The organism is Cyanobium sp. WKJ7-Wakatipu, assembly GCF_024345355.1.
Taxonomy (GTDB): domain Bacteria; phylum Cyanobacteriota; class Cyanobacteriia; order PCC-6307; family Cyanobiaceae; genus Cyanobium_A; species Cyanobium_A usitatum.
Map to the genome: position 1 here is coordinate 75799 of NZ_JAGQAY010000008.1, position 22681 is coordinate 98479.

21 protein-coding genes and 1 pseudogene are annotated in these 22681 nt (G+C 63.4%); 7 read left to right on the forward strand and 15 right to left on the reverse strand.

Annotation, left to right across the window (positions count from 1 at the left end):
* Positions 1-4 precede the first annotated feature (4 nt).
* Positions 5-739: an MBL fold metallo-hydrolase gene (locus KBY83_RS07005; protein WP_255018904.1), complete on the forward strand. Its 735-nt coding sequence runs from the start codon at positions 5-7 to the stop codon at positions 737-739.
* Here the strand turns inward: KBY83_RS07005 and KBY83_RS07010 are convergent.
* Positions 736-1827, reverse strand: coding sequence for a histidinol-phosphate transaminase (locus tag KBY83_RS07010; RefSeq protein WP_255018905.1), 1092 nt, complete (start codon positions 1825-1827; stop codon positions 736-738). The genes KBY83_RS07005 and KBY83_RS07010 overlap by 4 nt on opposite strands.
* Before the next feature lie 39 nt (positions 1828-1866).
* Here KBY83_RS07010 and KBY83_RS07015 point away from each other — a divergent pair, with 39 nt between their 5' ends.
* Together KBY83_RS07015 and KBY83_RS07020 are read left to right on the forward strand one after the other, a co-directional pair.
* The gene (locus KBY83_RS07015) at positions 1867-2703 is read left to right on the forward strand and encodes a glycosyltransferase family 32 protein (RefSeq protein WP_255018906.1); all 837 of its coding nucleotides are present in this window, start codon (positions 1867-1869) and stop codon (positions 2701-2703) included.
* Positions 2678-3508 carry a glycosyltransferase family 2 protein gene (locus KBY83_RS07020; protein ID WP_255018907.1) on the forward strand — a complete coding sequence of 277 codons (831 nt, stop codon included), beginning with the start codon at positions 2678-2680 and terminating at the stop codon, positions 3506-3508. Before KBY83_RS07015 ends, KBY83_RS07020 begins: the two co-directional genes overlap by 26 nt.
* 22 nt (positions 3509-3530) lie before the next feature.
* On the opposite strand, the gene KBY83_RS07025 is transcribed toward KBY83_RS07020, so the two are convergent.
* From KBY83_RS07025 to nadC, 6 genes are all read right to left on the reverse strand, one after another.
* Positions 3531-4352 (reverse strand): glycosyltransferase family A protein, encoded by an 822-nt coding sequence (locus KBY83_RS07025; protein ID WP_255018909.1) that lies wholly within the window; start codon positions 4350-4352, stop codon positions 3531-3533.
* 236 nt (positions 4353-4588) lie between these two features.
* Positions 4589-6364 carry an arginine--tRNA ligase gene (gene argS / locus KBY83_RS07030; RefSeq protein WP_255018910.1) on the reverse strand — a complete coding sequence of 592 codons (1776 nt, stop codon included), beginning with the start codon at positions 6362-6364 and terminating at the stop codon, positions 4589-4591.
* A 40-nt stretch (positions 6365-6404) separates the two neighbouring features.
* Positions 6405-7559 carry a cyclophane-forming radical SAM/SPASM peptide maturase GrrM/OscB gene (grrM, locus tag KBY83_RS07035; RefSeq protein ID WP_255018911.1) on the reverse strand — a complete coding sequence of 385 codons (1155 nt, stop codon included), beginning with the start codon at positions 7557-7559 and terminating at the stop codon, positions 6405-6407.
* 20 nt (positions 7560-7579) lie between these two features.
* Positions 7580-7969: a GrrA/OscA1 family cyclophane-containing rSAM-modified RiPP gene (grrA, locus tag KBY83_RS07040; RefSeq protein WP_255018912.1), complete on the reverse strand. Its 390-nt coding sequence runs from the start codon at positions 7967-7969 to the stop codon at positions 7580-7582.
* Positions 7970-8009: 40 nt separating this feature from the next.
* Positions 8010-9002, reverse strand: coding sequence for an extracellular substrate binding-like orphan protein GrrP (gene grrP / locus KBY83_RS07045; protein WP_255018913.1), 993 nt, complete (start codon positions 9000-9002; stop codon positions 8010-8012).
* A gap of 73 nt (positions 9003-9075) precedes the next feature.
* Positions 9076-9933 carry a carboxylating nicotinate-nucleotide diphosphorylase gene (nadC, locus tag KBY83_RS07050; protein ID WP_255018914.1) on the reverse strand — a complete coding sequence of 286 codons (858 nt, stop codon included), beginning with the start codon at positions 9931-9933 and terminating at the stop codon, positions 9076-9078.
* A gap of 72 nt (positions 9934-10005) precedes the next feature.
* Here nadC and KBY83_RS07055 point away from each other — a divergent pair, with 72 nt between their 5' ends.
* The gene (locus KBY83_RS07055; protein ID WP_255018915.1) at positions 10006-11577 is read left to right on the forward strand and encodes an NCS2 family permease; all 1572 of its coding nucleotides are present in this window, start codon (positions 10006-10008) and stop codon (positions 11575-11577) included.
* Here the strand turns inward: KBY83_RS07055 and KBY83_RS07060 are convergent.
* From KBY83_RS07060 to KBY83_RS07075, 4 genes are all read right to left on the reverse strand, one after another.
* Positions 11568-12344, reverse strand: coding sequence for a hypothetical protein (locus KBY83_RS07060; RefSeq protein WP_255018916.1), 777 nt, complete (start codon positions 12342-12344; stop codon positions 11568-11570). The genes KBY83_RS07055 and KBY83_RS07060 overlap by 10 nt on opposite strands.
* Positions 12345-12398: 54 nt before the next feature.
* Positions 12399-13784: a tRNA uridine-5-carboxymethylaminomethyl(34) synthesis GTPase MnmE gene (gene mnmE / locus KBY83_RS07065; RefSeq protein ID WP_255018917.1), complete on the reverse strand. Its 1386-nt coding sequence runs from the start codon at positions 13782-13784 to the stop codon at positions 12399-12401.
* Between the two features lie 44 nt (positions 13785-13828).
* The gene (locus tag KBY83_RS07070; RefSeq protein ID WP_254931775.1) at positions 13829-14017 is read right to left on the reverse strand and encodes a hypothetical protein; all 189 of its coding nucleotides are present in this window, start codon (positions 14015-14017) and stop codon (positions 13829-13831) included.
* Between the two features lie 297 nt (positions 14018-14314).
* Entirely contained in the window at positions 14315-16645 is a 2331-nt protein-coding gene (locus KBY83_RS07075) for a bifunctional (p)ppGpp synthetase/guanosine-3',5'-bis(diphosphate) 3'-pyrophosphohydrolase (protein WP_255018918.1), read from the reverse strand.
* Between the two features lie 52 nt (positions 16646-16697).
* Between KBY83_RS07075 and KBY83_RS07080 the strand changes: the two genes are divergently transcribed.
* Positions 16698-18299 (forward strand): ABC transporter ATP-binding protein, encoded by a 1602-nt coding sequence (locus tag KBY83_RS07080; RefSeq protein ID WP_255018919.1) that lies wholly within the window; start codon positions 16698-16700, stop codon positions 18297-18299.
* 6 nt (positions 18300-18305) lie between these two features.
* Here KBY83_RS07080 and KBY83_RS07085 read toward each other — a convergent pair whose 3' ends face one another.
* Genes KBY83_RS07085 through KBY83_RS07095 form a run of 3 tightly spaced genes read right to left on the reverse strand, consistent with a single transcriptional unit; the run spans position 18306 to position 20532 of the window.
* Entirely contained in the window at positions 18306-19250 is a 945-nt protein-coding gene (locus KBY83_RS07085; protein ID WP_255018920.1) for an RluA family pseudouridine synthase, read from the reverse strand.
* Positions 19247-20158, reverse strand: coding sequence for a ribosome biogenesis GTPase YlqF (gene ylqF / locus KBY83_RS07090; RefSeq protein ID WP_255018921.1), 912 nt, complete (start codon positions 20156-20158; stop codon positions 19247-19249). The genes KBY83_RS07085 and ylqF overlap by 4 nt, the downstream gene beginning before the upstream one ends.
* The gene (locus tag KBY83_RS07095; protein WP_255018922.1) at positions 20158-20532 is read right to left on the reverse strand and encodes a universal stress protein; all 375 of its coding nucleotides are present in this window, start codon (positions 20530-20532) and stop codon (positions 20158-20160) included. The genes ylqF and KBY83_RS07095 overlap by 1 nt, the downstream gene beginning before the upstream one ends.
* Positions 20533-20690: 158 nt before the next feature.
* Here KBY83_RS07095 and KBY83_RS07100 point away from each other — a divergent pair, with 158 nt between their 5' ends.
* Complete coding sequence (locus KBY83_RS07100; protein ID WP_106632897.1) at positions 20691-21896, forward strand: phosphoglycerate kinase; 1206 nt, start codon at positions 20691-20693, stop codon at positions 21894-21896.
* Between the two features lie 41 nt (positions 21897-21937).
* On the opposite strand, the gene KBY83_RS07105 is transcribed toward KBY83_RS07100, so the two are convergent.
* The gene (locus tag KBY83_RS07105) at positions 21938-22402 is read right to left on the reverse strand and encodes a hypothetical protein (RefSeq protein ID WP_255018923.1); all 465 of its coding nucleotides are present in this window, start codon (positions 22400-22402) and stop codon (positions 21938-21940) included.
* 167 nt (positions 22403-22569) lie between these two features.
* Between KBY83_RS07105 and KBY83_RS07110 the strand changes: the two are divergent.
* A pseudogene (locus tag KBY83_RS07110) lies at positions 22570-22681 on the forward strand (IS5/IS1182 family transposase); the annotation flags it as partial.

Here is a 22681-nt window from a genome sequence, read left to right on the forward strand (position 1 = left end):
CTCCATGCGCCCGCTGCCCACCTTCGCTGCTCTCACCTTGAGTTCGCTCGGCCTGGGCGCCGCATTGCTGGCAACTGGCCCAGCCCTCGCAGGCAGCGGCGTCACGATCACCAGCTACGGCCACAGCGCCTTGCTGATCAGTGGCGGCGGGGCCAGCGTGCTGGTTAACCCCTTTAAAGCAGTGGCCTGTGCCGCCGGACTGGCCGAACCGCGGGTGAGTGCCACGGTGATCCTGGCCAGCAGCCGACTACTGGATGAGGGCGCACCGGTGGCCAAAGGCAAGATGCTGGTGGATCCAGGCTCCTTCAAGGTGAGTGGCCTTTCAATCGAAGGTATTGCCGGCCCTCACGATCGCGTTGGTGGGCGCCGCTTCGGTCAATCCACCCTTTGGCGCTGGAAGCAGGGCGGCCTCGACATCGCCCACCTAGGAGGCACCGCGGCCCGGCTCAGCCCCGCCGACAAGGTGATGCTTGGTCGCCCAGACGTGCTGATCATCGGCGTTGGTGGCGGCGCCAAGGTGTATACCGGTGCCGAAGCCGCCGAGGTGGTGCGCGAGCTGCAGCCCCGCCGCGTGATCCCGGTGCAATTTGTCAGCGGCAAAACCCCCAAGGACTGCGACCAAACCACGCTGCAACCTTTCCTTGATGCCATGGCCGGCACCCCGGTGAAGCGACCTGGCCGCACCCTCAGCCTGCCGGGCAAGCTCGGCGATGGCATGGTGATTGAGGTGATGCGCTAATCGGCCTGCAGATAGACAGCCCAGAAACGCTGCATCTGCTCGGTGGTGCCGATGCTCACCCGCAAGGAGCCGTCGATCAGAGGTTTGGCCGCCATCGAGCGCACCAGGATGCCCGCCTGCCGCAGGCGCTGCTCCACCTCGGCAGCTGGGCGCTCGGGCCAGATCAGCAGGTAGTTGCCACCTGCGGCGTGGTGGCGCACACCTGCCGCTTGCAACTGCCGCACCAGCCAGGTGCGGGCCCGCAGCACTTCGGCCACATAGCTGTCCACATAGGCCTGGTCCGCCAGGGCCGCATGGGCGGCAGTCACGGCGAAGCTATTGATGTCATAGGGCCCAGTGACCCGAGCGAGCCGATCCACCACTGGCGCCGCGCCAATGGCAAAACCGATGCGCAGCCCCGCCAGGCCTGCAGTTTTAGCAAGTGAGCGCAGCACCAAGAGATTCGGTGTGGCAGCGAAATCGGCGAATGGCAGCACGCTGTCGCCAGTGAATGCCTCATAAAGCTCATCCACCACCACCAGGGTGCCAGGCGCCGAAGCCGCCAGCTCCAGGATCAGCTCCGGTGCTAGCCGGGTGCCGGTGGGGTTGTTTGGATTGCAGATCAGCAGGATGCGTGGGCAGCCCTGTAGGGCCGCCCGCAGCTCCTCCAGGGGGAAGCCAAAATCCGGCAGCAGGTAGGGAATCGCCTCAATCGCCATTCCCTGCATCTGGGCGCAGGGGGTGTAGTAGCCGAAAGTGGGCGATGTGGTCAGCAGCGTGTCGCCCCTGTTGCCATAGGCAAGAAAAATGGCATGAAGCGCCGCGTCTACGCCGTTGAAGAGGCCAATCTGCTCTGGGGTGAGCGGCTGGCCGAGGCCAGTTGCAGCGAGATTGGCAACCACCGCATCCCGCAGGCCGTCGTACTCGGGATAGACGGCGTACTGATCGGAGGGGATGGCGCGGATTGCATCCACCACCTGCGGGCTTGGGCCCACGGTGTTCTCGTTGAAGTCGAGCCGAAGCAGGCCCCGGCGGCCCTCAAGCGGAGCGCTGTAAGCCATGAGGTCTTCAACCTCGGGGCGCGCCTGGGGAAGGCCTGGTATCAACATAGGACTACCCGTAGAATTATCAGCATAAGCAATGAACTTTTGTCTCGGCAATCCAAACGCGATGACTTCACCGCCTTCCTTGCCGGTCGCGTGGTCAAACTCGTAGCCAACGCGATGCGCCCCCTTTTTTATCTACATTACTGGCTATTACCGCAACAACGCTTCAAACTAGAAAATAGCGCGTCCATATCAACCAGCTCAGGAGGAATAGTTAAAGACAATCGCCAATCAACTGCGACGCTGATCCCCAAAACAATCTGGCAAACTAACTACACCAATAAAGTTAGCCTGCCCATTAAGGCTGCTTGGTGCTGGAATCGGCTTCTCTCTAGAAGCTACCAATACTGTTTCCATTCTACCGAAGATCGTCTTGCTTTTGTAGAGCAAAACTTCCCTGGCAAACCCACGGAACTTTACAGCCGGCTAACCATTGGGGCCGCCCAAGCAGACGTCTGGCGCTTAATGGTGCTCTACAAACACGGTGGCATTTACATGGATATTGACTCTCACTTTATCTGGCCACTGGATCGATTTATCGAAGCTGGGACATCTGAAATTTTTCTGCGCTACAAAAGCAAAGATGCCACTAACTACTTTATTGCAAGTGCCCCCGCGAATCCAAATATCAAAGCATTGCTAGACGAGGTGTTTTATCGAATCGAAAACTCGCAAAGCAACAACGTCTACGACATAACAGGCCCATCCGTCTTTCAGGATATTCTTGCAAACAAGAGTCACACCTGGCGCCTAGCTCAACACACCTGTTTGCAGGGAAACTTCTCAAACAAGTTTTTCCAATATCTTGATAAGCCACAAGGATGCTGGACGCAAGAGCAAAAACTTCGCCGCGTTGTTCACCATCAAGCAAATGCTTAGCAAAACGCACAAAATTGATAAGAAAAGCGAGTCAACAAACCTAACCATTGTAGTTCTTGCTCTCAATGAGGCGAGCATGATTACAAGCTGTCTTGAATCTGCCAGCTTTGCCGAACAGATCCTTGTAATTGACTCAGGCAGCAGCGACGACACCTTGCTGATCGCTCGCTCCCTAGGCGCGGAGGTGCACAGCTATGCCGACTGGGAGGGATTCGCAATTCAACGCAATCGGGCACTCAAATATTGCCGCAAAGACTATGTGTTCTTTCTTGACTGCGACGAAATAATTCCAGCAAACCTTGCCAAGGAAATCCTTGAAATTGTTAAGCAAGGAGCGGTCAATCGAGGCTTGATTCGGTGGGATGATTTCGTATTTGGGAAGCGCCTGCAAGGCATTCACCAGACAAAAGGAGTAGCCCGACTCTTTAAAATTCATGACATACTCGAGTTTAGGGGCCAAGTACACGAAAATGCCGTGCTTAAAGCCCCCGAAATAACTCATATTTTCAACACTAAGCTCATCCATTATTCTCGCAGAACTGTATATCAAAGCCTGCTCAAGCTTGGGCAATACTCACAACTAGCGGCAATCAGCCTGAGGAAGTCAAAAAAGAATATCGGCGTGATAGCCGGCCTAATGCATGCCATTCCTCGCTTTCTAAAGCTTTACTTTATCAAAATGTCATTCCTCAGCGGCGCCGAAGGCTTTCTTTACAGCTTATTTATAGCGCTGGAAGTATTTTTTAAATACTGTGCTGCTCGCTATGATAACGACTCGACCGCCAACACTCCGGTGCAACGTTAATCCACCCAGGCGAATACTTGCTTTAACCACCCCAAATACCAAAGTTTTGACGGAAATAAGCTACACATTCATTGTTTGCTGCATTTCTATCATGACCTTTGTAGACAAAATTGATTAGAGCTGACCGCTCAACTTCTCTCGAAGTTTGATTTACGACCGGCTTGGATTTAGCATTCAACCAAATTGGGATTCCTTGCATCTCAAGGCAGCCTGAAAGCCAAACATCGTCAACTGTCCATAAAATGTCTGGAATTTGCCAGGCAAAGTCATCAAAAAATTCAGGCCTAACCATTACCCCACCCCATCCCTCCAAAATATCAATATACCCAGATTTAAGCCATTTTAATGATTTCCATTGACCCAAGCTCAAAATTCTTCGAGTCCTATACCTAAAGCCCTTACGAATTGGCGTTGCCTGTGGACAGCGATGCGAAACCCAATTGATATTATTTGCGTAGTGTGGATGCGAAAGGTGTCTTCCTCGATCACAGACTACGCAATCTGGTCGCTCTTTGGAAGCATCCACAAATCTTTGCGCCCATTCACGATCGTAGATCCTGTCATCATCACAGAAAAGTATATTGACATCTTGGCCTCGATATTCTCGACAAGCCGGTAAAACTTTTGTCGCAGGACCAAGATCTTTATCAACTACGCGTAGAGTTACGCCCTTTGGCAGCCTAGGGAGATCCGATTCTGCATAGCTAAATCGCTTGTAGCCCCGAGGTATATAAAGGTTTACGGCTGCCACCTCTGCCGTCTGGACAAGCAAAGACCATAAGCACTCTTGCACATACTTAAACCTTGGCGGAATAGTTGTTAGCGAAATAATGAGTTTTGCCATTTCCCCAATCAGCTACTAAGGCAGACTGCCATGGCATCTGTGCATTTTCCGAACAGTTTTTGCCTCTTCAGGCAAAGCCCCCTGGCTCGGCACGATGGCACATCTTGCATCAATTAACAGGCAGCGTGCCAGAACTTGATAGACGGGCAGCCAACTAATTGGCCTTAACCGAAACACAATCAGTGGGGCAATCGGACGTAATTTTAAAGGCAGACTTATTGAACGCACAAGCTCCATCACATCCGCTCCAAGGTGGGGATACCAAGCAGACCCAAACCCAGAGAAAGGGTGTCGGTGGTGAGACGACACAGGGCCAAGCGGGAAGAGCGGGCCGGCTCCTCGGCCTTGAGCACCGGCACCTGGTCGTAGAAGCGGTTGAACACCTGGCTGAGCTCAAACAGGTAGTTGCAAAGCCGATTCGGCAACAACTCCTGCTCCACTTCGGCAATCACCCCATCAAACTTGAGCAGCTCCCGCACCAGCGCCCACTCCTGTGCTTCGCCGAAGGTGAGTGAAGCAACGGCGCCAGACCCCAGATCGCCGCCCTTGCGGGCGATGCCGGCGATGCGCACCACCGCATAGAGCAGATAGGGCGCCGTGTTGCCCGTAAGTGCCAACATCCGATCAAAACTGAACTGATAGTTGGTGATCCGATTGGTGCTGAGGTCGGCGTACTTCACCGCCGCCAAGCCCACGGAGGTCGCCACCTGCTGGATGAAGGCCTCGTCTTCGCTGCGCTGCTCATCGGCAAGGCGCTGACGCAGATCAGCCTCTGTGCGCTCCACCGCCTCATCGAGCAGGTCCTTGAGGCGAACCGTGTCGCCGGAGCGGGTCTTGAGCTTTTTGCCATCGTCGCCCTGCACCAAACCGAAGGGCACGTGCTCGACGCCGCAGTGGGAGGGAATCCAGCCCGCCCGCTGGGCTACCTGGAACACGCCAGCAAAATGGCTGGCCTGGCCCGCATCGGTCACGTAGATCACCCGGCTGGCCCCATCGCCGCCCGGTCCAGGGGCGAAGCGATAGCGAATCGCCGCCAGGTCGGTGGTGGCGTAGTTGAAGCCGCCATCGCTCTTCTGCACGATCAGCGGCAGGGGCTGGCCGTCCTTGCCACTCACCCCCTCAAGAAACACACAACCTGCGCCGGCATCAACCACCAGCAGCCCGGCAGCCCTGAGGTCGTCAACCACAGCCTGCAGGTAGGGGTTGTAGAAGGATTCGCCGCGCTCGGTGAGACGGATGCCGAGCTGGTCGTAGATCTTCTGAAATTCGCGGCGGCTCTGGTCGCACAGCAATCCCCAGGCCTTAAGCGACACCGGATCGCCCCCTTGCAACTTCACCACCTCCTCCCGGGAGGTGTTTTGGAAGCTTTCGTCGTCGTCGAAGCGGGCCTTGGCCTGGCGATAGAAGGACACCAGATCACCCAGATCCACCGCATCGGCCATGGTGAGAGCCTCTGGCGCCACCTGCTTCAAGTGGGTGATCAGCATCCCAAACTGGGTGCCCCAATCGCCCACATGGTTGAGCCGCAGCACCGGATGGCCGCGAAACTCCAGCACCCGCGCCAGAGCATCACCAATGATCGTGGAGCGCAGGTGCCCCACATGCATCTCCTTGGCGATGTTGGGGCTGGAGAAGTCCACAATCACCGGGGATTGCAGCTCCACCTTTGGCACCCCCAGGCGCGGGTCGCCAAGGCGGGCCTGCAGCTCCACCGCCAGTCGCTCGGGCCGCAGGGTGAGGTTGATGAAGCCGGGCCCAGCAATCTGGGGCTCCAGGCAGAGCTCGGCAAAGGCGGGATCGGCCGTAAGTTGCTCCACGATCGCCGTGGCAATAGCCCGGGGCGGCTGGCCCAGGGGTTTGGCCAGGGGCAGGGCCCCATTGGCCTGGAAGTCGCCGAATTCCGGCTTAGACGCTGGCGCAAGCTGGGGATCGAGGGGCTGGCCCGCCTCCGGGAAGGCCCGCTGCATCGCTGCCAGAAGCTGGCCCTGCAGGGCGTGGAGAACGGTCAGCATGGCAACGGTGGGCCGCAGTGGCGGCAGGCACTTGCTTTGATCATCCCTCCCCAGCCAGCTGGAGGTCTGCCTCCATTCCCTGCAGCACTACATCGGCCACCAACTTGATGCGATAGCGGCAGGCCTGGGTTTCGGTGCAGTCGAAACTGCGGTGCTCCCAGTATTTATTGCTGCCCGCACCACCCCCGCAAAGCCCGAAGTACTCACACTCCTGGCGGCAGCGTTCCACACCGGAGCGAATTTCCTGCAGCACCCGCTGCAATTTGTCAGTGGCGGCGATGGCTTCCAGGCTGTCGTGCAAGACATGACCAAAAGCAAAATCGCCGTATTCGGCGGTGGGCACCGACAGCAACTCCGGATCAAAGGTCGACACATTGCCGCGGGCGTCCACATTGACGATCGCGAAGGGAGCATTCATGTCGGTTTGGGCCATGCGGGCATTGCTGCAGGCCAGGCTCACGATCCCGTCAAATTCCCGCAGGCGCAGACTCCCTGGCTGCTCCATGCAGCGCTGCCAAAACCGCTCTAAAAACACCCGATAGCGCTGCTCCGCGCGCGGGGCCTTGAGGCTGGAGGCGGCGTTTTCCCCTTCGGTTTCCTCCATGTTGAAGCCCACGTCGGTGATGCCGTGCTCGAGGAAGAAATCAAACAGGCCATCGGCATGGTCGAGGGCGTCGGCGGTAAGCACACAGATCACCTGAAAAGCAATCTGGCGCCGCACCAGCCAGTCGATCCCCCGCATCACCGCCCCATGGGTGGGCAAGCCGGTGCGGGTAACCCGGTGGGCGTCATGCAGGAAGGCAGGGCCATCCATGCTCACCCCCACATGAATGTCATTGCGCTCGAAGCAGTCGCACCAAGCCCCATTAATCACGGTGGCATTGGTCTGCAGCGACTGGACGATCGTGCTGGCGGGCAGGCCGCGCCGCTCCAGCAGCTGGAGCAGGCGCGCACTGGCTTGGTCGTAGAAGGCGATAGGCGCCATAAGAGGTTCGCCCGCATGCCAGAGCAGGGTGAATTGCCCCTCGAAATAGGGGCTATCGAGCACCCGCTCCACCGCCACCTCGAGCAGCTCAAGTGAGAGCCGGGTGCGATCACCCCGATCGGGCAGATAGCAATAATCGCAATCGAGGTTGCAGTAGGGGGTGGGCTGCACCACCAGCAACCGCACGGGGCCGTAAGCCTGGTTTTCCACTTCAGCAGCTAGGGGAGCGATCAGCGCCAGTAGCGACCACCATTTAGGAAGCCCCCATTGCGGAAGCCGCCATTACGGAAGCCGCCGTTATTGAAACCCCCGTTATTGAAACCGCCGTTATAGAAGCCGCCGTTACGAAAGCCGCCGTTGCCCCAGCCCATGCCCCCGCCGTTGACGAATACATAGGACACGGCGTCATCGGGCAAACCAGAGGCTTCGGTGCCATCGCGCTCCTGCACTGCTGCCGCAATTCGGCTGAGCCGCTCCTCAATGCTGAGGGAGGTTGATTTGACTGCGGTTTGGTCCTGGGCTGAAGGCTCATGCTGGGCGCTAGCCAAGGCCAGGGCCGCCGCCCCATCGAGGGGCAGGGAGGCCAGCAGCAACAGGCCGAAGAGATGGGAGCGGTTCAAGAACGCCATAACAACTGCAAAAAGGGTTTCAGCGAGGGGATCAGCGACCGGTCGAAGCAGCCTGACCTTCAAGAACGGGGCGAATCGTTTCAACCCCCATCAGCACAGCCTCAAAGCTGGCGCGGATCGCAGACTCAGGCAATCCCAGAGCACTCGCTGGACCGAGCCAGCGGTTCACGGCAGTCACCGTGTCTGGCTGGCCATCTAGATAGCCCTGGAGCAGCCGGGCAATCGCCAGATTGACCACGTTGCGGAAGGCCGAGTCGTTTTCGGCGAGCACACAGCTCACCGCATAGGCCTCGTATGGCAAAGCCGGGCTGAGCTCTAAACCTGGCAGCCCCTGCTGGCGCACCAGCCCCGCCAGCACGATCGTGTCGCCAATTACGCCATCGACGCTGCCGGCCTGCATCGCGGCCACGGCAGCCTTGAGGCTGTCGAAGGCAACGGGCTTGGCCTTGGGCTGCATGCCCCGCAGTTCGGTTTCACCAAGCGACTGGCGCACCACCCCGATCCGCCGTCCCGCCAGAGCGGCCGGGCTGCCATCAAAACGCCCGCTGGGCGCCAGCAGTCTCACGCCGGAAAGGCCGATCGGCAGGGAGAAATCCACCTGCATGTCCACCGCCCAGCTGAACGGCAGGCCACAGGCGAGATCCGCCTTGCCGCTGGTGATGCTGTTCACCAGGCTGGCCGGATCGCTGACCGCCGCAAAGCGGACACTCACAGGACGGCCCACGGCCTGGCTGAGCTCAGCGGCAATGCGTTCAGCCACCAAGATGCCGTAGCCGGAGGGCTGGCCCTGGGGGCTCACCATCATTAGGGGTGGGACGTCGGCGAAACCACTCAGCACCAGCTGGCCGCTGCGCGCTGCTCGCTCCACCGCCCCCTCCAGCTGGGGCTTGGTTTGGGATTGGGCCTGGACCGCCGCCGGCATTGCGGCCAGCAAGCCGAGAGCTCCCACGCCAGCAGCCAGCCGGCGACCAAGGCCAGCTAAGCGAGAGCTGCGCTTGGAAAAGCTGCGCTTTGGTGCTGCCACCCAACCTCGACATGAACTATCAGAAGTATGCAGAGGCTCGGCGCCACTGCCAACGCAGCTTTGCCAACTGGGCTCAAAAATCAAACCGCATGCTGAGATCAAGCCAGGCGCTGCGGGTGATCGGCGCGCTTGTGGAGATCAGGTCGATGCCGCTGCTGGCGTAGTCGCCTAGCTGCTCGGGCTGCACGCCGGAGGCTTCCAGCACCAGCCGGCGGCCGCCGGCCAAGCTGCGCAACTCGGGCACCAGCTGCCGCAACTGGGCCGGCAGGAATTCATCCAGCAGCACCCCATCGGCGCCCGCCTGCACCGCCGCTGCCGCCTCAGCCGCCGTTTCCGCCTCCACGATCACCCGGGCCGGCCAAGGAGCATGGGCCCGCACCGCCGCAATCGCCACCTCCACCCCACCCGCCCAAGCCAGGTGGTTTTCCTTGAGCATGGCGGCGTCATCGAGGCCCTGGCGGTGGTTGCTGCCGCCCCCGCAGCGCACGGCGTACTTTTCAAGTCGGCGCAGACCCGGCGTGGTTTTGCGGGTGTCGGCAAGGCGCACGCCCGTGCCCTCGAGCTCGGCCACCAGGGCGGCGGTGGCGGTGGCAATGCCGGAAAGACGCATCGCCAAGTTGAGGGCCGTGCGCTCGCCGGCCACCAGGGCAGCGGCCCCACCCTCCAGCTCCAGCAAGCGCTGGCCTGCCACCACCGGCTCACCATCAGCCACCAGCAACTGCAGCCGCAGCGCCGGATCCAGCAAGCGGAACAGCGGCTCCACCAGCACCCCGCCGCAAAACACCCCTGGCGCCTTGGCCAGCCAGTGAGCCCGGCCAGGGCGACCAGCCAGGGCCGCAGCCGTGAGATCGCCGCGGCCGATATCTTCTGCCAGCCAGGCGCGCAGCTGCAGCTCCAGCTCGGGGGTGAAGGGCAGATGGGCAGCAGGCATTACCCCTCCGGAGCAGGCCTTCCCATGATGGGTGGTGCCAGTCTGATGGGCAGTTCGCATCAGAGCGCTGGCATGACCAAACCCCGCTGGTGGACTAGCGGTGACCTCGACGGCTTCCTCGGCCTCGGGCTCGACAACCTGATCCAGATCCTGTTGATCGTGGCACTTTGCCGCGGCGTACTCGGCTATCCCGACAGCCTGATCTTTGGCGCGATCCTGCCTGCCACTGGCATCAGCCTGGTGGTGGGCAACCTGGCCTACGCCCGCCAGGCCTTTCAACTCGACCAACGCGAGGGGCGCGACGACCGCACCGCCCTCCCTTACGGGATCAACACGGTGAGCCTGTTCGCCTATGTGTTTCTGGTGATGCTGCCGGTGAAGCTGACGGCCATAAGCCAGGGCCTGGATCCAGCCGCAGCGGTAACCCTCTCGTGGCGAGCCGGGCTGATCGCCTGCCTGGGTTCGGGGTTGATCGAATGCTCCGGTGCCTTCATCGGCAACAGCCTGCAGCGCTGGCTGCCTCGCGCAGCCCTGCTCTCCACCCTGGCTGGCATTGCCCTCGGCTACATCGCCTTGGGCTTCCTGCTGCGCACCTACGCCCAACCGGTGGTGGGGCTGGCAGTGCTGGCCGTGATCCTGGTGGGCTACTACGCCCCGGTGCGCTGGCCGGTGCCCGCCGGCCTGGTGGCCGTGCTGCTGGGCATCGCCCTGGCCTGGGCCAATGGATTGATCGACCTCGATCCGGTGCGCTGGCAGAGCAGCACGGCCCTGATTGGGCTCCACATACCCAAGCTGCAGCTGGCAGACCTGTGGCAGGCGCGCGGCCAGCTAGTGCCCTGGTTAGGGGTGATCGTGCCGATGGGACTTTTCAATGTGATCGGCTCGCTGCAAAACCTGGAGAGCGCCGAAGCCGCCGGCGATCGCTATCCGGTGCCCAGCTCGATGCTGATCAATGGCATCGGCACCCTGGCCGCCGCCACCTTGGGCTCCTGCTTTCCCACCACCATTTACATCGGCCACCCGGGCTGGAAGGCCATGGGCGCCCGCATTGGCTACTCCTGGCTCAATGGCGTGGTGATGGGCGCCGCCTGCCTGCTGGGCTTGTTTGGAGTGGTCGGCCAACTGGTGCCGATTGAGGCCGGTATGGCGATCGTGCTTTACATCGGCCTGGTGATAGCTGCCCAGGCCTTCCAGGCCACGCCGCCTCGCCATGCTCCGGCCGTGGCCCTGGGGCTGTTGCCCGGGCTGGCCGGCTGGGGCGCCCTGATGCTGAAAGCGGGGCTGCGGGCCGGTGGCAGCGGCACGGCCGCCAACCCCTTTGGACCAGCCATGCTGGCGCCCCTGGCCCAGGCCGATGTATGGGCCGCCGGGGCCTTCGCCCTTGAGCAAGGCCAGATCATCACGGCGATGCTGCTGGCGGGCATGCTCGTGTACGTGATCGAGGCCCGCCTGCTGGCGGCGGCGGCCTGCGCAGCCATCGCAGCCGTGCTGTCCTGGTTTGGTGTGATCCACGCCTGGCAATTCACCAGCTCCGACACCGTGCTGCAGCTGGGCTGGGGCGTGGGCCAGAGCTGGGCCCTCGGTTACGGAGTGATGGCCCTGGTGTTCCTGGCAACCCGTTGGGGTCTGCGGCCTCAACGCTGATGCTGCAGCAAACCGAGGGTGAGGTTGTCTGGATCGGTCTGCAGGTAGACGTAGCCGCCACCATTGGCTAGCAACACCACCTTGTAGTTGTAGGCGGCGCCCGCAGAATCTCTCTGGGTCATCGAACCCAGGCAGCTGGCAGCCAGCTTGAGATTGCCGCTGTAGGTGGCCCGGTCCTGGCGGCCGGCGTAACTGGACAACGCCAGGCCCTGAACTGCCCCTGCCTGCCACCACTCCCGCTGCACCACCGCATTGGGCTGCCAACTGCCGGCAAGCCAGCTCTGGCCCTGCTGCTGGCTGGTGACCAGGCCATCGAGCTGCTCCGGCCGGCAAGCGCCTGGCGCCTGGGCCACGTAGCGCAACGACAGCACCTCAATAGGTGCCACCACGAGTGAAGTGCGCGGCCGGCCCAGGCCATCCAGGGCGACCGCGTCAGCCATGGCACCAGCCGAACCCTGGCGCTCCACTAGGGCCCAGCAGTTGGCATCGGCTTTCACCTGACCGCTGTAGCGATCTTCCGTAAAACGGCGCCCCTCCCGCAGGTAGCGCACCCCTTCGATACGGCCATCGGCAAACCAGCGCTCCTGCATCATCAGGGCCGTGGGTTCACCCCGGTGCTGACCGCTCCCGAGCACCACAAAGGTGCCAGCCGCTGGTGCTTTGCACTGGGCCAGGGCCGCCGCCGCCGACTTTTCAGCAGCTCCTGCCCCTGGCACCAGGCCAGCGCAAATAGCCACGGCAGCGAGCAGGGCGCGGGGGCTGGCCATCGACGCACACCATCAAATGGTTGCAGTTTGGCAAGAGGCAGTTTTGTAAGAGCCCTACTTGCCAATACAGAAACGCGAAAACACCCGATCCAGCACCGCCTCGCTAACCGCCTCGCCAGTGATCTCGCCGAGGGCACGCACGGCGGCGCGCAGGTCAATCGTCCAGAAGTCCCAGGGCAGCTGCTGCGCCGCAGCCTCAAGGGCCGCCCCCAGACTCAGGGCTGCCGCCGCCGCCAGATCCCGTTGGCGGGCATTGAGTGCCACTTGCACGCCTTCAAGGCAGCCAGCTCCGCAGCGGCGCAGCAACTCCGCCACCAGCTCGTCGCGGCCGGCGCCAGTGAGGGCGCTGAAGCGCACATCTGCCGGCTCCCCATCCCCCGGGGGCACCAGACCCACCGGCAGGCCAGCCCCATCGGCCTTGTTGCCTGCCACCAGCAGCACGACGCCCTCGGGCACCAGCTCCCGCAGGGCCTGATCCTCCAGGCTCCAGCCCGCCTCCAGATCAAACAGCAACAGCACCGCATCAGCGGCGGCCAGGGCCTGGCGGGAGCGCTCGATGCCCAGCTGCTCAACACGGTCGCTGGTGGGGCGAATGCCGGCGGTGTCGAGCAGGGTGAGCGGCACGCCGTCGAGCACCAGCTCGCTTTCCAGCAGGTCGCGGGTGGTGCCCGGTAGGTCGGTCACTATCGCCCGCTCTCGCTGGCTGAGCAGGTTGAGCAGGCTGGATTTGCCCACGTTGGGCCGGCCCACGATCGCCACCCTCAGGCCCCGGCGCAGCAGCTCCCCCTGGCGCGCCTCAGCCAACAGCTGCTCCAGCTCAAGCCGCACCGCCTCCAGTTCCGCGGTCACCGCCGCACCATCGAGGGGGGGTAGGTCTTCCTCGAAGTCCACCCGCGCCTCCAGCTCCGCCAGCTGATCGAGCAACCGCTCGCGCAGGGCGCCGATGCGCAGCTGCAGGCCGCCGTCGAGGCCAGCCATGGCCAGCTGGGCCGCCCGGCGGCTGCGGGCCGTGATCATTTCGCTGATCGCCTCGGCGCGGGTGAGGTCGAGCCGGCCGTTTAAAAACGCCCGCTGGCTGAATTCCCCCGGCAGGGCCCGCCGCGCCCCAGCCGCCAGCACCAGCTCCAGCACCCGCTGCACCGCCACCAGGCCGCCATGGCAGTGCAGTTCCACAACGTCTTCCCGGGTGAAGCTGCGGGGGGCCCGCATCAACAACAGCAGGGCTTCGTCGAGCCGCTCGCCACTAGCAGGATCCACCACATGGCCGTAAAGCACCCGGTGGCTGTCCCAGCTTTGGCTGCCTGGGGCCACAAACAGCTGCTGACCAATGGCTTCCGCCCCGGGCCCGGAGATCCGCACGATCGCGACGCTGCCCTCCCCCGGGGCCACGGCGGTGGCCACGGCGGCGATGGTGTCAGCAAATCCGGCGGGGTCTGGCATGACCCCATTTCAGCGCCAAAGCGCCCGCAGATCGAGCACCCGGCTCAGGGATTGGCCAGGCCGGGAAAGACCATCAAATCGATATGGCCGCCAACGGGATGGCGCCATTCGCGGAATTCCTCGGCCAAGGCGTGCTGCTCGCGGGGCAGGGCTTGGGCCTGCAGGTCCTGGAGCCGCTGGTGCACCAGGTCCAAGGTGTCGTCTATCAGCTGGGCCGCCTGCTCGGAGGTCATGGTGGGGAATCCGGGGAATGGGCAGGTTGTAACTGGGCCTTCCAAGACACGCTGTAGCGGACATCACGACCGCGCCAGCCGCGCCTCCAGCTCACCGCTAGGAGGCAAACGCCCCAGCAGTGAGAGAATCAGATCCAATCCAGGGGTACTCGTGACGAACGGCAAGGGATCTCCGCGCTCAGCAATGTCGACCCTGCTGCTTGGCTTCGGCGCCGTCGGCGGCTTGGCCCTGCTGGTGTGGCTGACGCTGGTGATGCTCGACCTCAAGCACCTCAACACCTCGGGCTTCACCCTGCCCTAGCCGATTCCCGTGCGAGCGATGTCGAGCACATCGGCCATGGAGCGGATCTGATTAATGGTGCTGGCTAGCTGGCTGGAACTCTCAAGCTCCACCCGCAGATCGATGCGGGCTGGCTTGCCGGGATTGGTGCGCACCCGGGCATCGCAGACGTTGATGCGGTGATCGGAAAGGCGAGTGAGGATGTCTTTAAGCACCCCAACGCGATCGAGCACCTCGATGCGCAGTTGCACCGGGTAGCGGCGCGGGCGCGTCTCGGAGGCGGAATTCCAGCGCACCGGCAGCCGCCTTTCGGCCGGCACCTGGGCCACATTGGAGCAGTCCTGGCGGTGGATGGTGATGCCATGGTTGCCGAGAGCCACCGCCCCAAGAATCTGCTCGCCAGGCAGGGGACTGCAGCAGCCCCCGAGCCTGTAATCGAGGCCCTCAAGGCCGAGGATTGAGCTGGTTCCACCACCACCCACCGGCGCCTGGGGCTCCACCTGGGCAGCGTGGGCCGCCACCTTGGCCGCCACTTGCTCATTGCTGAGCACGGGGGCGGAGGCTTCGCTGGCCAGGCGCATTTCCTCCCGCAGCCTGTTGAGCACCTGATGCAGGGTGACCCCACCAAAGCCGAGGGAGGCCAGCAGGTCTTCGGTGCAGGTGAGATTGCAGCGGCGGGCCACCTTGGCCATCGCCTCACCATTGAGCAGGGCATCGAAGCCATCGCGGCCGAGCTCGCGCTCGAGCATCTCGGTGCCGCGCTGGAGGTTGTCTTCGCGGTGGCTGGTTTTATACCAGTGGCGAATGCGATTACGGGCCGTGGGGGTAGCCACGAAATTGAGCCAGTCGAGGCTTGGGTGGGCCGTCTTGGCGGTAACCACCTGGACGAAGTCACCATTCCGCAGAGGCGTAGCGAGCGGGCATAGCCGGTCATTAATGCGCACACCTTGGCAGTGATTGCCGATTTCCGAGTGGATGCGATAGGCGAAATCTACGGCCGTAGAACCCTTACGCAAACCCACCACATCGCCATTGGGTGTAAATACAAACACCTCCTCATCAAAGAGATCTTCTTTGATCGAGCGCAGGAAGTCGTTGCTGTCGGTGCCACCGTCATCCTTCTGCCAATCAACCAGCTGCCTCAGCCAGTTGAACCGCTCGGCATCTGCTCCAGAGGCGGCAGGCGAACCGCCCTCCTTGTATTTCCAATGGGCAGCAATGCCGTATTCGGCCACCTGGTGCATGTCGGTGGTGCGAATCTGCACTTCGATCGGCCGATGCCGGCCGATCACCGCCGTATGCAGGGATTGGTAGCCATTGGGCTTAGGCAAGCCGATGTAATCCTTGAAGCGCCCCGGGATCGGCCGGAAGGTGTCGTGCACCACCGCAAGAGCCCGATAACAACCCTCGAAGTTGGGGCAAAGAATCCGCAGAGCCGCCACGTCGTAGATCTCGTGGAACGCCTTCTGCTGGCGCTGCATCTTGCTCCAGATACCATAAAGGTGCTTGGGCCGGCCGCTTACTTCGCAATTGGCCAAGCCCACGGCGGCAAGCCGGTCGCGCAGCAATTGCACCGTGACCGCCAGGCGCTCCTCGCGCTCGCTGCGCTTGGTGGCCACCTGCTGCTGCACATCCCGGTAGGCCTCGGGCTCGAGGATCTTGAAGGCCAGATCTTCCAGCTCCCACTTCAGCCGGCCAATGCCGAGGCGATTGGCCAGGGGGGCATAGATCTCCCGGGTTTCCCGGGCGATGCGCAACTGCTTTTCGGGCTTGAGCGCCGCGATGGTGCGCATGTTGTGCAACCGATCGGCCAGCTTCACCAGCACCACCCGGATGTCGCTGGCCATGGCCAGGAACATGCGGCGCAGGTTTTCAGCCTGGGCTTCGGTGTGGTTGGTGAAATGAATGCCGCCGAGCTTGGTAACCCCCTCCACCAGTGCCCGCACCTCGGCGCCGAAGTGCTGTTCGATCTCCTCAGCGGTGACCTCGGTGTCCTCCACCACGTCGTGGAGGAAGCCCGCAGCGATCACGCCGGCGCTGGCACCGATATCGCGTAGCAGGTCGGCAACGGCAACCGGATGAATGATGTAAGGCTCGCCACTGGCCCGAAACTGGCCCTCGTGCAGCTGGTAGGCGAAGTCAAAAGCGGAGGCCAGCAGAGCCTCGGCATCGCTGGAACATTTCACCTCCTGCCCCGGCGGCACATGCTCGATGCAGCGCTGCAACCAGTCCGGCAGGGGCACGCCGTAGTCGGCAGGAGTGCGGATTGGCTTGCGCACCAGAGCTGGAGCGGCCGCCACTCGAGTGGCTACGGCCGTTGCATCCAGATTTGGGGCCGCCCTGAGCATTTAAGCCTGCGGGTTCCCCTCATCGTAGGCAAGTGGGGCCAAGCTGGTGGCCATGACCAGCCCCGTGCTCGCAATTGAGAACCTGGTGGTGCGCTATCCCGAAGCGGAGCGCCCCACCCTCGACGGCCTGAACCTGACCCTGGCGGCCGGCGATCGCCTGGCCCTGGTGGGTCCTTCCGGCTGCGGCAAGAGCACCGTGGCGCGGGCAGTGCTGCAATTACTGCCCCCGGGCAGCCAGTGCAGCGGCTCCCTGCTGCTAGCGGGTCAGGACCCCAGCCAAATGGCCCGTCCGGCCCTGCGCCAACTGCGCGGTGAAGCGGTGGGGCTGGTGTTCCAGGACCCGATGACCCGCCTCAACCCACTGCTGACGATCGGCGATCACCTGGCCGACACCCTGGCGGCCCACCGGCCCCGCTGGCAGAGGCGCCAGGTGCGACAACGGGCGGAAACCCTTCTGATCCGGGTGGGCATCGGCCCGGAGCGCTACGGCAGCTATCCCCATGAATTCAGTGGCGGCATGCGCCAGCGCTTAGCGATCGCCCTGGCGATGGCCCTGGAGCCGCCGCTGGTGATCGCCGATGAACCCACCACCAGCCTAGATGTGGCCGTAGCCGGCCAGGTGATGGCTGAGCTCAGCAACCTCTGCCGCGAAGCGGGCAGCGCCCTGCTGCTTATCAGCCACGACCTGGCCATGGCGGGCCGCTGGTGCGACCAGATCGCCGTACTTGATCAGGGACGCCTGGTGGAACAGGCGCCAGCCCGGCAGTTGCTGATGGCCCCCGCCTCCGCCCTGGCCCAACGGCTGGTGGCCAAGGCACGGGAGCGGGAGGGCGCCGAAAGTTTGCCGCCACCGCCAGCACCGCTACTGCTGGAAATCGAGCAGCTGCGCAGCTGGCATCCACTGCCATCCCTGCCCTGGCAAGCCCGCTGGCTCAAGGCGGTGGATGGCGTCAGCCTGCGCCTGCAGCAGGGCGAAACCATCGGCTTGGTGGGAGCCTCCGGCTGCGGCAAAAGCACCCTCTGCCGCGCCCTGATGGGGCTGGCGCCGGTGCGGGGTGGCACGGTGCGGCTGCAGGGCACAAACCTGCTCAGCCTGCGGGGCCGAGCCCTGCGCCAGGCCAGGCGCGGCATTCAGATGGTGTTTCAGGACCCGCTGGCCTGCCTCAACCCCCAGATGGTGGTGGGTGAGGCGATTGCCGATCCCCTGCTGATCCACGGCCTGGCCAACCGCTCCCAGGCCCGTCAACGCGCCCGCGAACTGCTGACAGCGGTGGGGCTCACCCCCCCGGAAAGCTTTGAAAACCGTCTGCCCCGCACACTCTCTGGTGGTCAGCAGCAACGGGTAGCGATTGCCCGTGCCCTGATCCTGGAGCCCCAGGTGCTGCTCTGCGATGAGAGCGTCAGCATGCTGGATGCCGAGGTGCAGGCAGATGTGCTGGCCCTGCTGCGGGAGCTGCAGGAGCGCCTGGGGTTGGGGATGCTGTTTGTCACCCACGACCTGTCGGTGGCCAGTGGCTTCTGCCACCGGGTGCTGGTGCTGGAGGGGGGGAAGATCGTGGAGGAGGGCCCCGGCTCCCGGCTGCTGAGCGATCCCCAGACCGCCATCACCCGAATCCTGGTAGAAGCCTGCCCGCGACTGCCCATAGCTGCGTGACCCTGCCTAGCGCCGCCTGAGCACCGCCAGCAAACGCTCAAACGCCTCCGGTAGCGGCGCTTCGCACACCAGCCGCTGCTTGGTGATCGGGTGATCAAGTCCCAGCTGCACGGCGTGCAAAGCCTGGCCAGGCAGCTCGAGCGGCAGCTTGCGGCAGCGGGAGTAGGTGGGGTCGCCCACGATCGGGTGACCGACGTGGGCGCAGTGCACCCGGATCTGGTGGGTGCGACCGGTGTCGAGCTTGAAACGCAGCAGGCTGTAATCCCCCAGGCGCTCTACCAGGCGCCAGTGGGTGCAGGCATGACGCCCCGAATCGTCGTGAACCACGGCATATTTTTTGCGGTCGACGGGATGGCGGCCGATCGCCCCGACGATCGTGCCGGAGTCGCCAGCCGGTTGGCCGTGCACCACCGCCAGGTACTGGCGAGAAGCGATGCGCTTCTGGATCTGCACCTGCAGCTTCACTAAGGCCTCCTGGCTCTTGGCCACGACGATGCAACCCGTGGTGTCCTTATCGAGCCGATGCACGATGCCGGGCCGCAGCTCGCCGCCGATGCCGGGCAGATCTGGGCAGTGGTGCAAGAGGCCATTCACCAGGGTGCCGTCCTTGTTGCCAGGGGCCGGGTGCACCGTGAGCCCGGCGGGCTTGTTGAGCACGATCAGGTGGGCGTCTTCAAACAGCACATCAAGCGGCATCGCCTGGGGCAGCAGGTAGGGAAGGGGCTCGGGCGGCGGCATCCACAGCGCCACACTGTCGCCTTGGCGCAGGGGTGTCTTGGCCCGACCCGTGACGCCGTTCACCTGCACGTAGCCCGCCTCGATGAACTTCTGAATCCGGGCGCGGCTCTGCTCCGGCCGCTGGGCCACCAGCCAGCGATCCAGCCGCATCGGCAGCGGCTTGGGATAGGTGAGGGTCAGCAGCTCACCTTCGCCCTCACCAAATTCGCTCATGAAGGAGTCAAAACCGGCAGCTCAAGCGCAATGGCCCCCAAGCGAGCGCAGCGAAAATCATCGAGCAGCTTGGTGGCCATGCGCAGGCTGTCGCCACTGGTGTGGCGCTCCGCAGCGGTCACCAGCCAGCCCTCCACATCCGGGCCGCCGCCGGGCAGCACACCCAGGGGGATGCCATAGCGCTGGCCCACCAGCCCAGCCGGCACGCCAGCAGCTGGCTCGGCTTCAAGCAGGGTGAGCAGCTGCAGGAAGGCCCGGGCTGCGGCTTCGTTGTCGTAGGCCGCCTGGCCGATGTCGTCGCACAAGGCCAAGCGCAGGGCTGCCTGCTGGTCGTCGAGGCGGGGCGGCAGCACGCCGGGGGCGTCGAGCAGGTCGAGGTCCTGGCCCAGCCGCACCCAGCGCAAGCTGCGAGTCACACCGGCACGGCGGGCACTGTCTACGACTTTCTGACGCACCAGCCGATTGATCAAGGCCGATTTACCCACATTGGGGAAGCCCAGCATCAGCGCCCGCACCGGCCGTGGCTTCATGCCCCGCCCCGCCCGGCGAACATTGAGGGCCACGCCGGCTCGGATCGCCGCCTGCTGCAGCTGTTTAACGCCGGTGCCGGCCTTGGCGTCACACCACCAGCAGGTCTGCTCCTGGGCTCGAAACCAGGCGGTCCAGGCCTGCCGCACCGGCGGCGGGATCATGTCGACCCGGTTGAGCACCAGCAGGTGTTGCTTATTGCCGATCCAGCGCTGCAGCCGCGGGTGGGAGGTGGCCATGGGTATGCGGGCATCACGCACCTCGATCACCAGGTCCACCTTGGCCAGGTTGGCGCTGAGGGCTTTCTCCGCCTTTGCGATGTGGCCTGGGTACCACTGAATCGCTGGAGCGTTGACGCTGAGCGGAAGCGTCTGGGGCATCAGGGCACCACCAGCACCGGACAGGGAGCCAGCTGGATCACCCGGGCGGCGGTGCTCTGCTGATCGCTCTCGATCGCAATGCCGCGGGTGCCCATCACGATCACGTCAGCATTGATCTCATCTGCCACATCGCCGATCACGAAGGCGGGCTTGCCCTCCCGCTCAATCACCTGGCAGCTCACGCCGGCCTCTTCAAAGCGAGCGCGGGCTTGCTGCAGCAGGGCAGCAACCGCCTCTGGGTCGTCCTGCTCGGGCTCCACTACCGACAGCAAAAACAGAGTGCTGTCGTGCTGCTGGGCCAGTTTCAAGGCCACCGCAGCCGTTTCCATCGCCTGGCGGCTCCGGTCGATGGGAAAGAGAACGGTGTCAAACATGGGGCGTAATGCGGCTGGGCAGATGCAAGCCCTTGGCTTCAGTCTGGGGGTCGATTCGTCGCCCGGCCAGGGCGGATGGCAGGGGGGAATCCGAAGCCTGGGCTGGCTGGGGCCCGCGGGGGCTAATCTCCCCCGGCAATTCAGTTATTCCATAACCCATGGCGAAGCGATCCCTGGCCAGCCTTTCGGCCGATGAGCTCCGCGGCAAGCGCGTGCTGGTGCGGGTTGACTTCAACGTACCGCTAGATGACGCCGGTGCCATCACCGACGACACCCGCATCCGGGCCGCCCTGCCCACGATCAATGACCTGAGCAGCAAGGGCGCCAAGGTGATCCTGGCGGCCCACTTCGGCCGTCCCAAGGGCCAGGTGAACGAAGCCATGCGCCTCACCCCCGTGGCTGCCCGCCTCAGCGAGCTGCTCGGCAAGCCCGTGGTGAAAACCGACAGCTGCATCGGCCCCGAAGCCGAAGCCAAGGTGGCAGCCATGGCCGAAGGCGATGTGGTGCTGCTCGAAAACGTGCGCTTCTTCGCTGAAGAAGAGAAGAACGACGCCGGTTTCGCTGCCCAGCTGGCCGCCCTTGCCGATGTTTACGTGAACGACGCCTTCGGCGCCGCCCACCGGGCCCACGCCTCCACCGAGGGCGTCACCAAGGCGCTCAGCCCCAGCGTGGCCGGCTACCTGATGGAGAAGGAGCTGCAGTATCTGCAGGGGGCCATCGACGAGCCCAAGCGCCCCCTGGCGGCGATCGTGGGGGGCTCCAAGGTGAGCTCCAAAATCGGCGTGCTTGAGGCCCTGATTGACAAGTGCGACAAGGTGCTGATCGGCGGCGGCATGATTTTCACCTTCTACAAAGCCCGTGGCCTAGCGGTGGGCAAGAGCCTGGTGGAAGAGGACAAGCTTGAGCTGGCCAAGGAGCTCGAGGCCAAGGCGGCCGCCAAGGGCGTGCAGCTACTGCTTCCCACCGATGTGGTGCTGGCCGACAACTTCGCCCCCGACGCCAACAGCCAGACCGTGTCGATCGACGCCATCCCCGATGGCTGGATGGGCCTTGACATCGGCCCCGACTCACTCAAAGCCTTCCAGGAAGCCCTGGCCGACTGCAAAACCGTGATCTGGAACGGCCCCATGGGCGTGTTCGAGTTCGACAAGTTTGCCGCCGGCACCAACGGCATCGCCCACACCCTGGCCGATCTGAGCGGCAAGGGCTGCTGCACGATCATCGGCGGTGGCGACTCCGTGGCAGCCGTGGAAAAGGTGGGCGTAGCCGAAAAGATGTCCCACATCTCCACCGGCGGTGGCGCCAGCCTGGAGCTGCTGGAAGGCAAGGTTCTTCCCGGCGTAGCAGCACTAGATGAAGCCTGATCTGGAAGTGGCCTGATCCAGGCTGACCGCGACAGGGGGGCTCAGGCCCCCTTTTTTTGTTGGCGCTGGTCATTGTCCCTGCCAGGCAAGCCAAAGCGGCGCTGAAGCTCGGCCCGTTCGGTCATCCAGCGGCGACGCTGCTCCATCGCCTGGTCCTGCAGGTTGCGCTGGCAGGTCTGCAAGGCATCGACGCCAAGGGCCGGCACCATGCAGCGCTCGGCCTGGCTCAGTTGGTCCAAGCGTTCGACGGAAACCCGCTGCTCCAGCTGCCGGCGGGCAGCGAAATAAGCCTGGCGCTCCTGGCTGCTCAATTTGGCCATCGCCTCGGCCTGCTGGCGTTGCATCGCTTCGCGGCGCTCAGGGTTGGGGCGCCTTCCGTAACTGGTGCCTTCGGCGAAGGCCGCAGCACCGGCCCCACCCAACCCCATGGTTAACAAGGCGCCTGCCAGAAGCAGGGAGGCAGGGCGCTTTCCGGCTCTAGGCAAAAAGGTGTGCAAGAGGTTCATGGATGTAGGTGAGGTGGGGTGAGGTGAGGTGGGGAGGAGCCGCTTGGGGCGAATCCACCCCTCAATCCTGGACGCTCCATTTCACTAAAACGTGACTAAGGAGACTCTGGAAAACCCAGCCTATCTGCGCGAAAATGAGCCTGTAACCGCCTGCCAGGACTGGGTTGATGGGCGGCAAGCAGCTTGGCTTCTCGGATTACGAGCTCACAACAGCCAAGAAGCAGACCAAACGGGAGAAGTTTCTCTCTGAGATGGAGGTGGTGGTGCCATGGCAGGCAC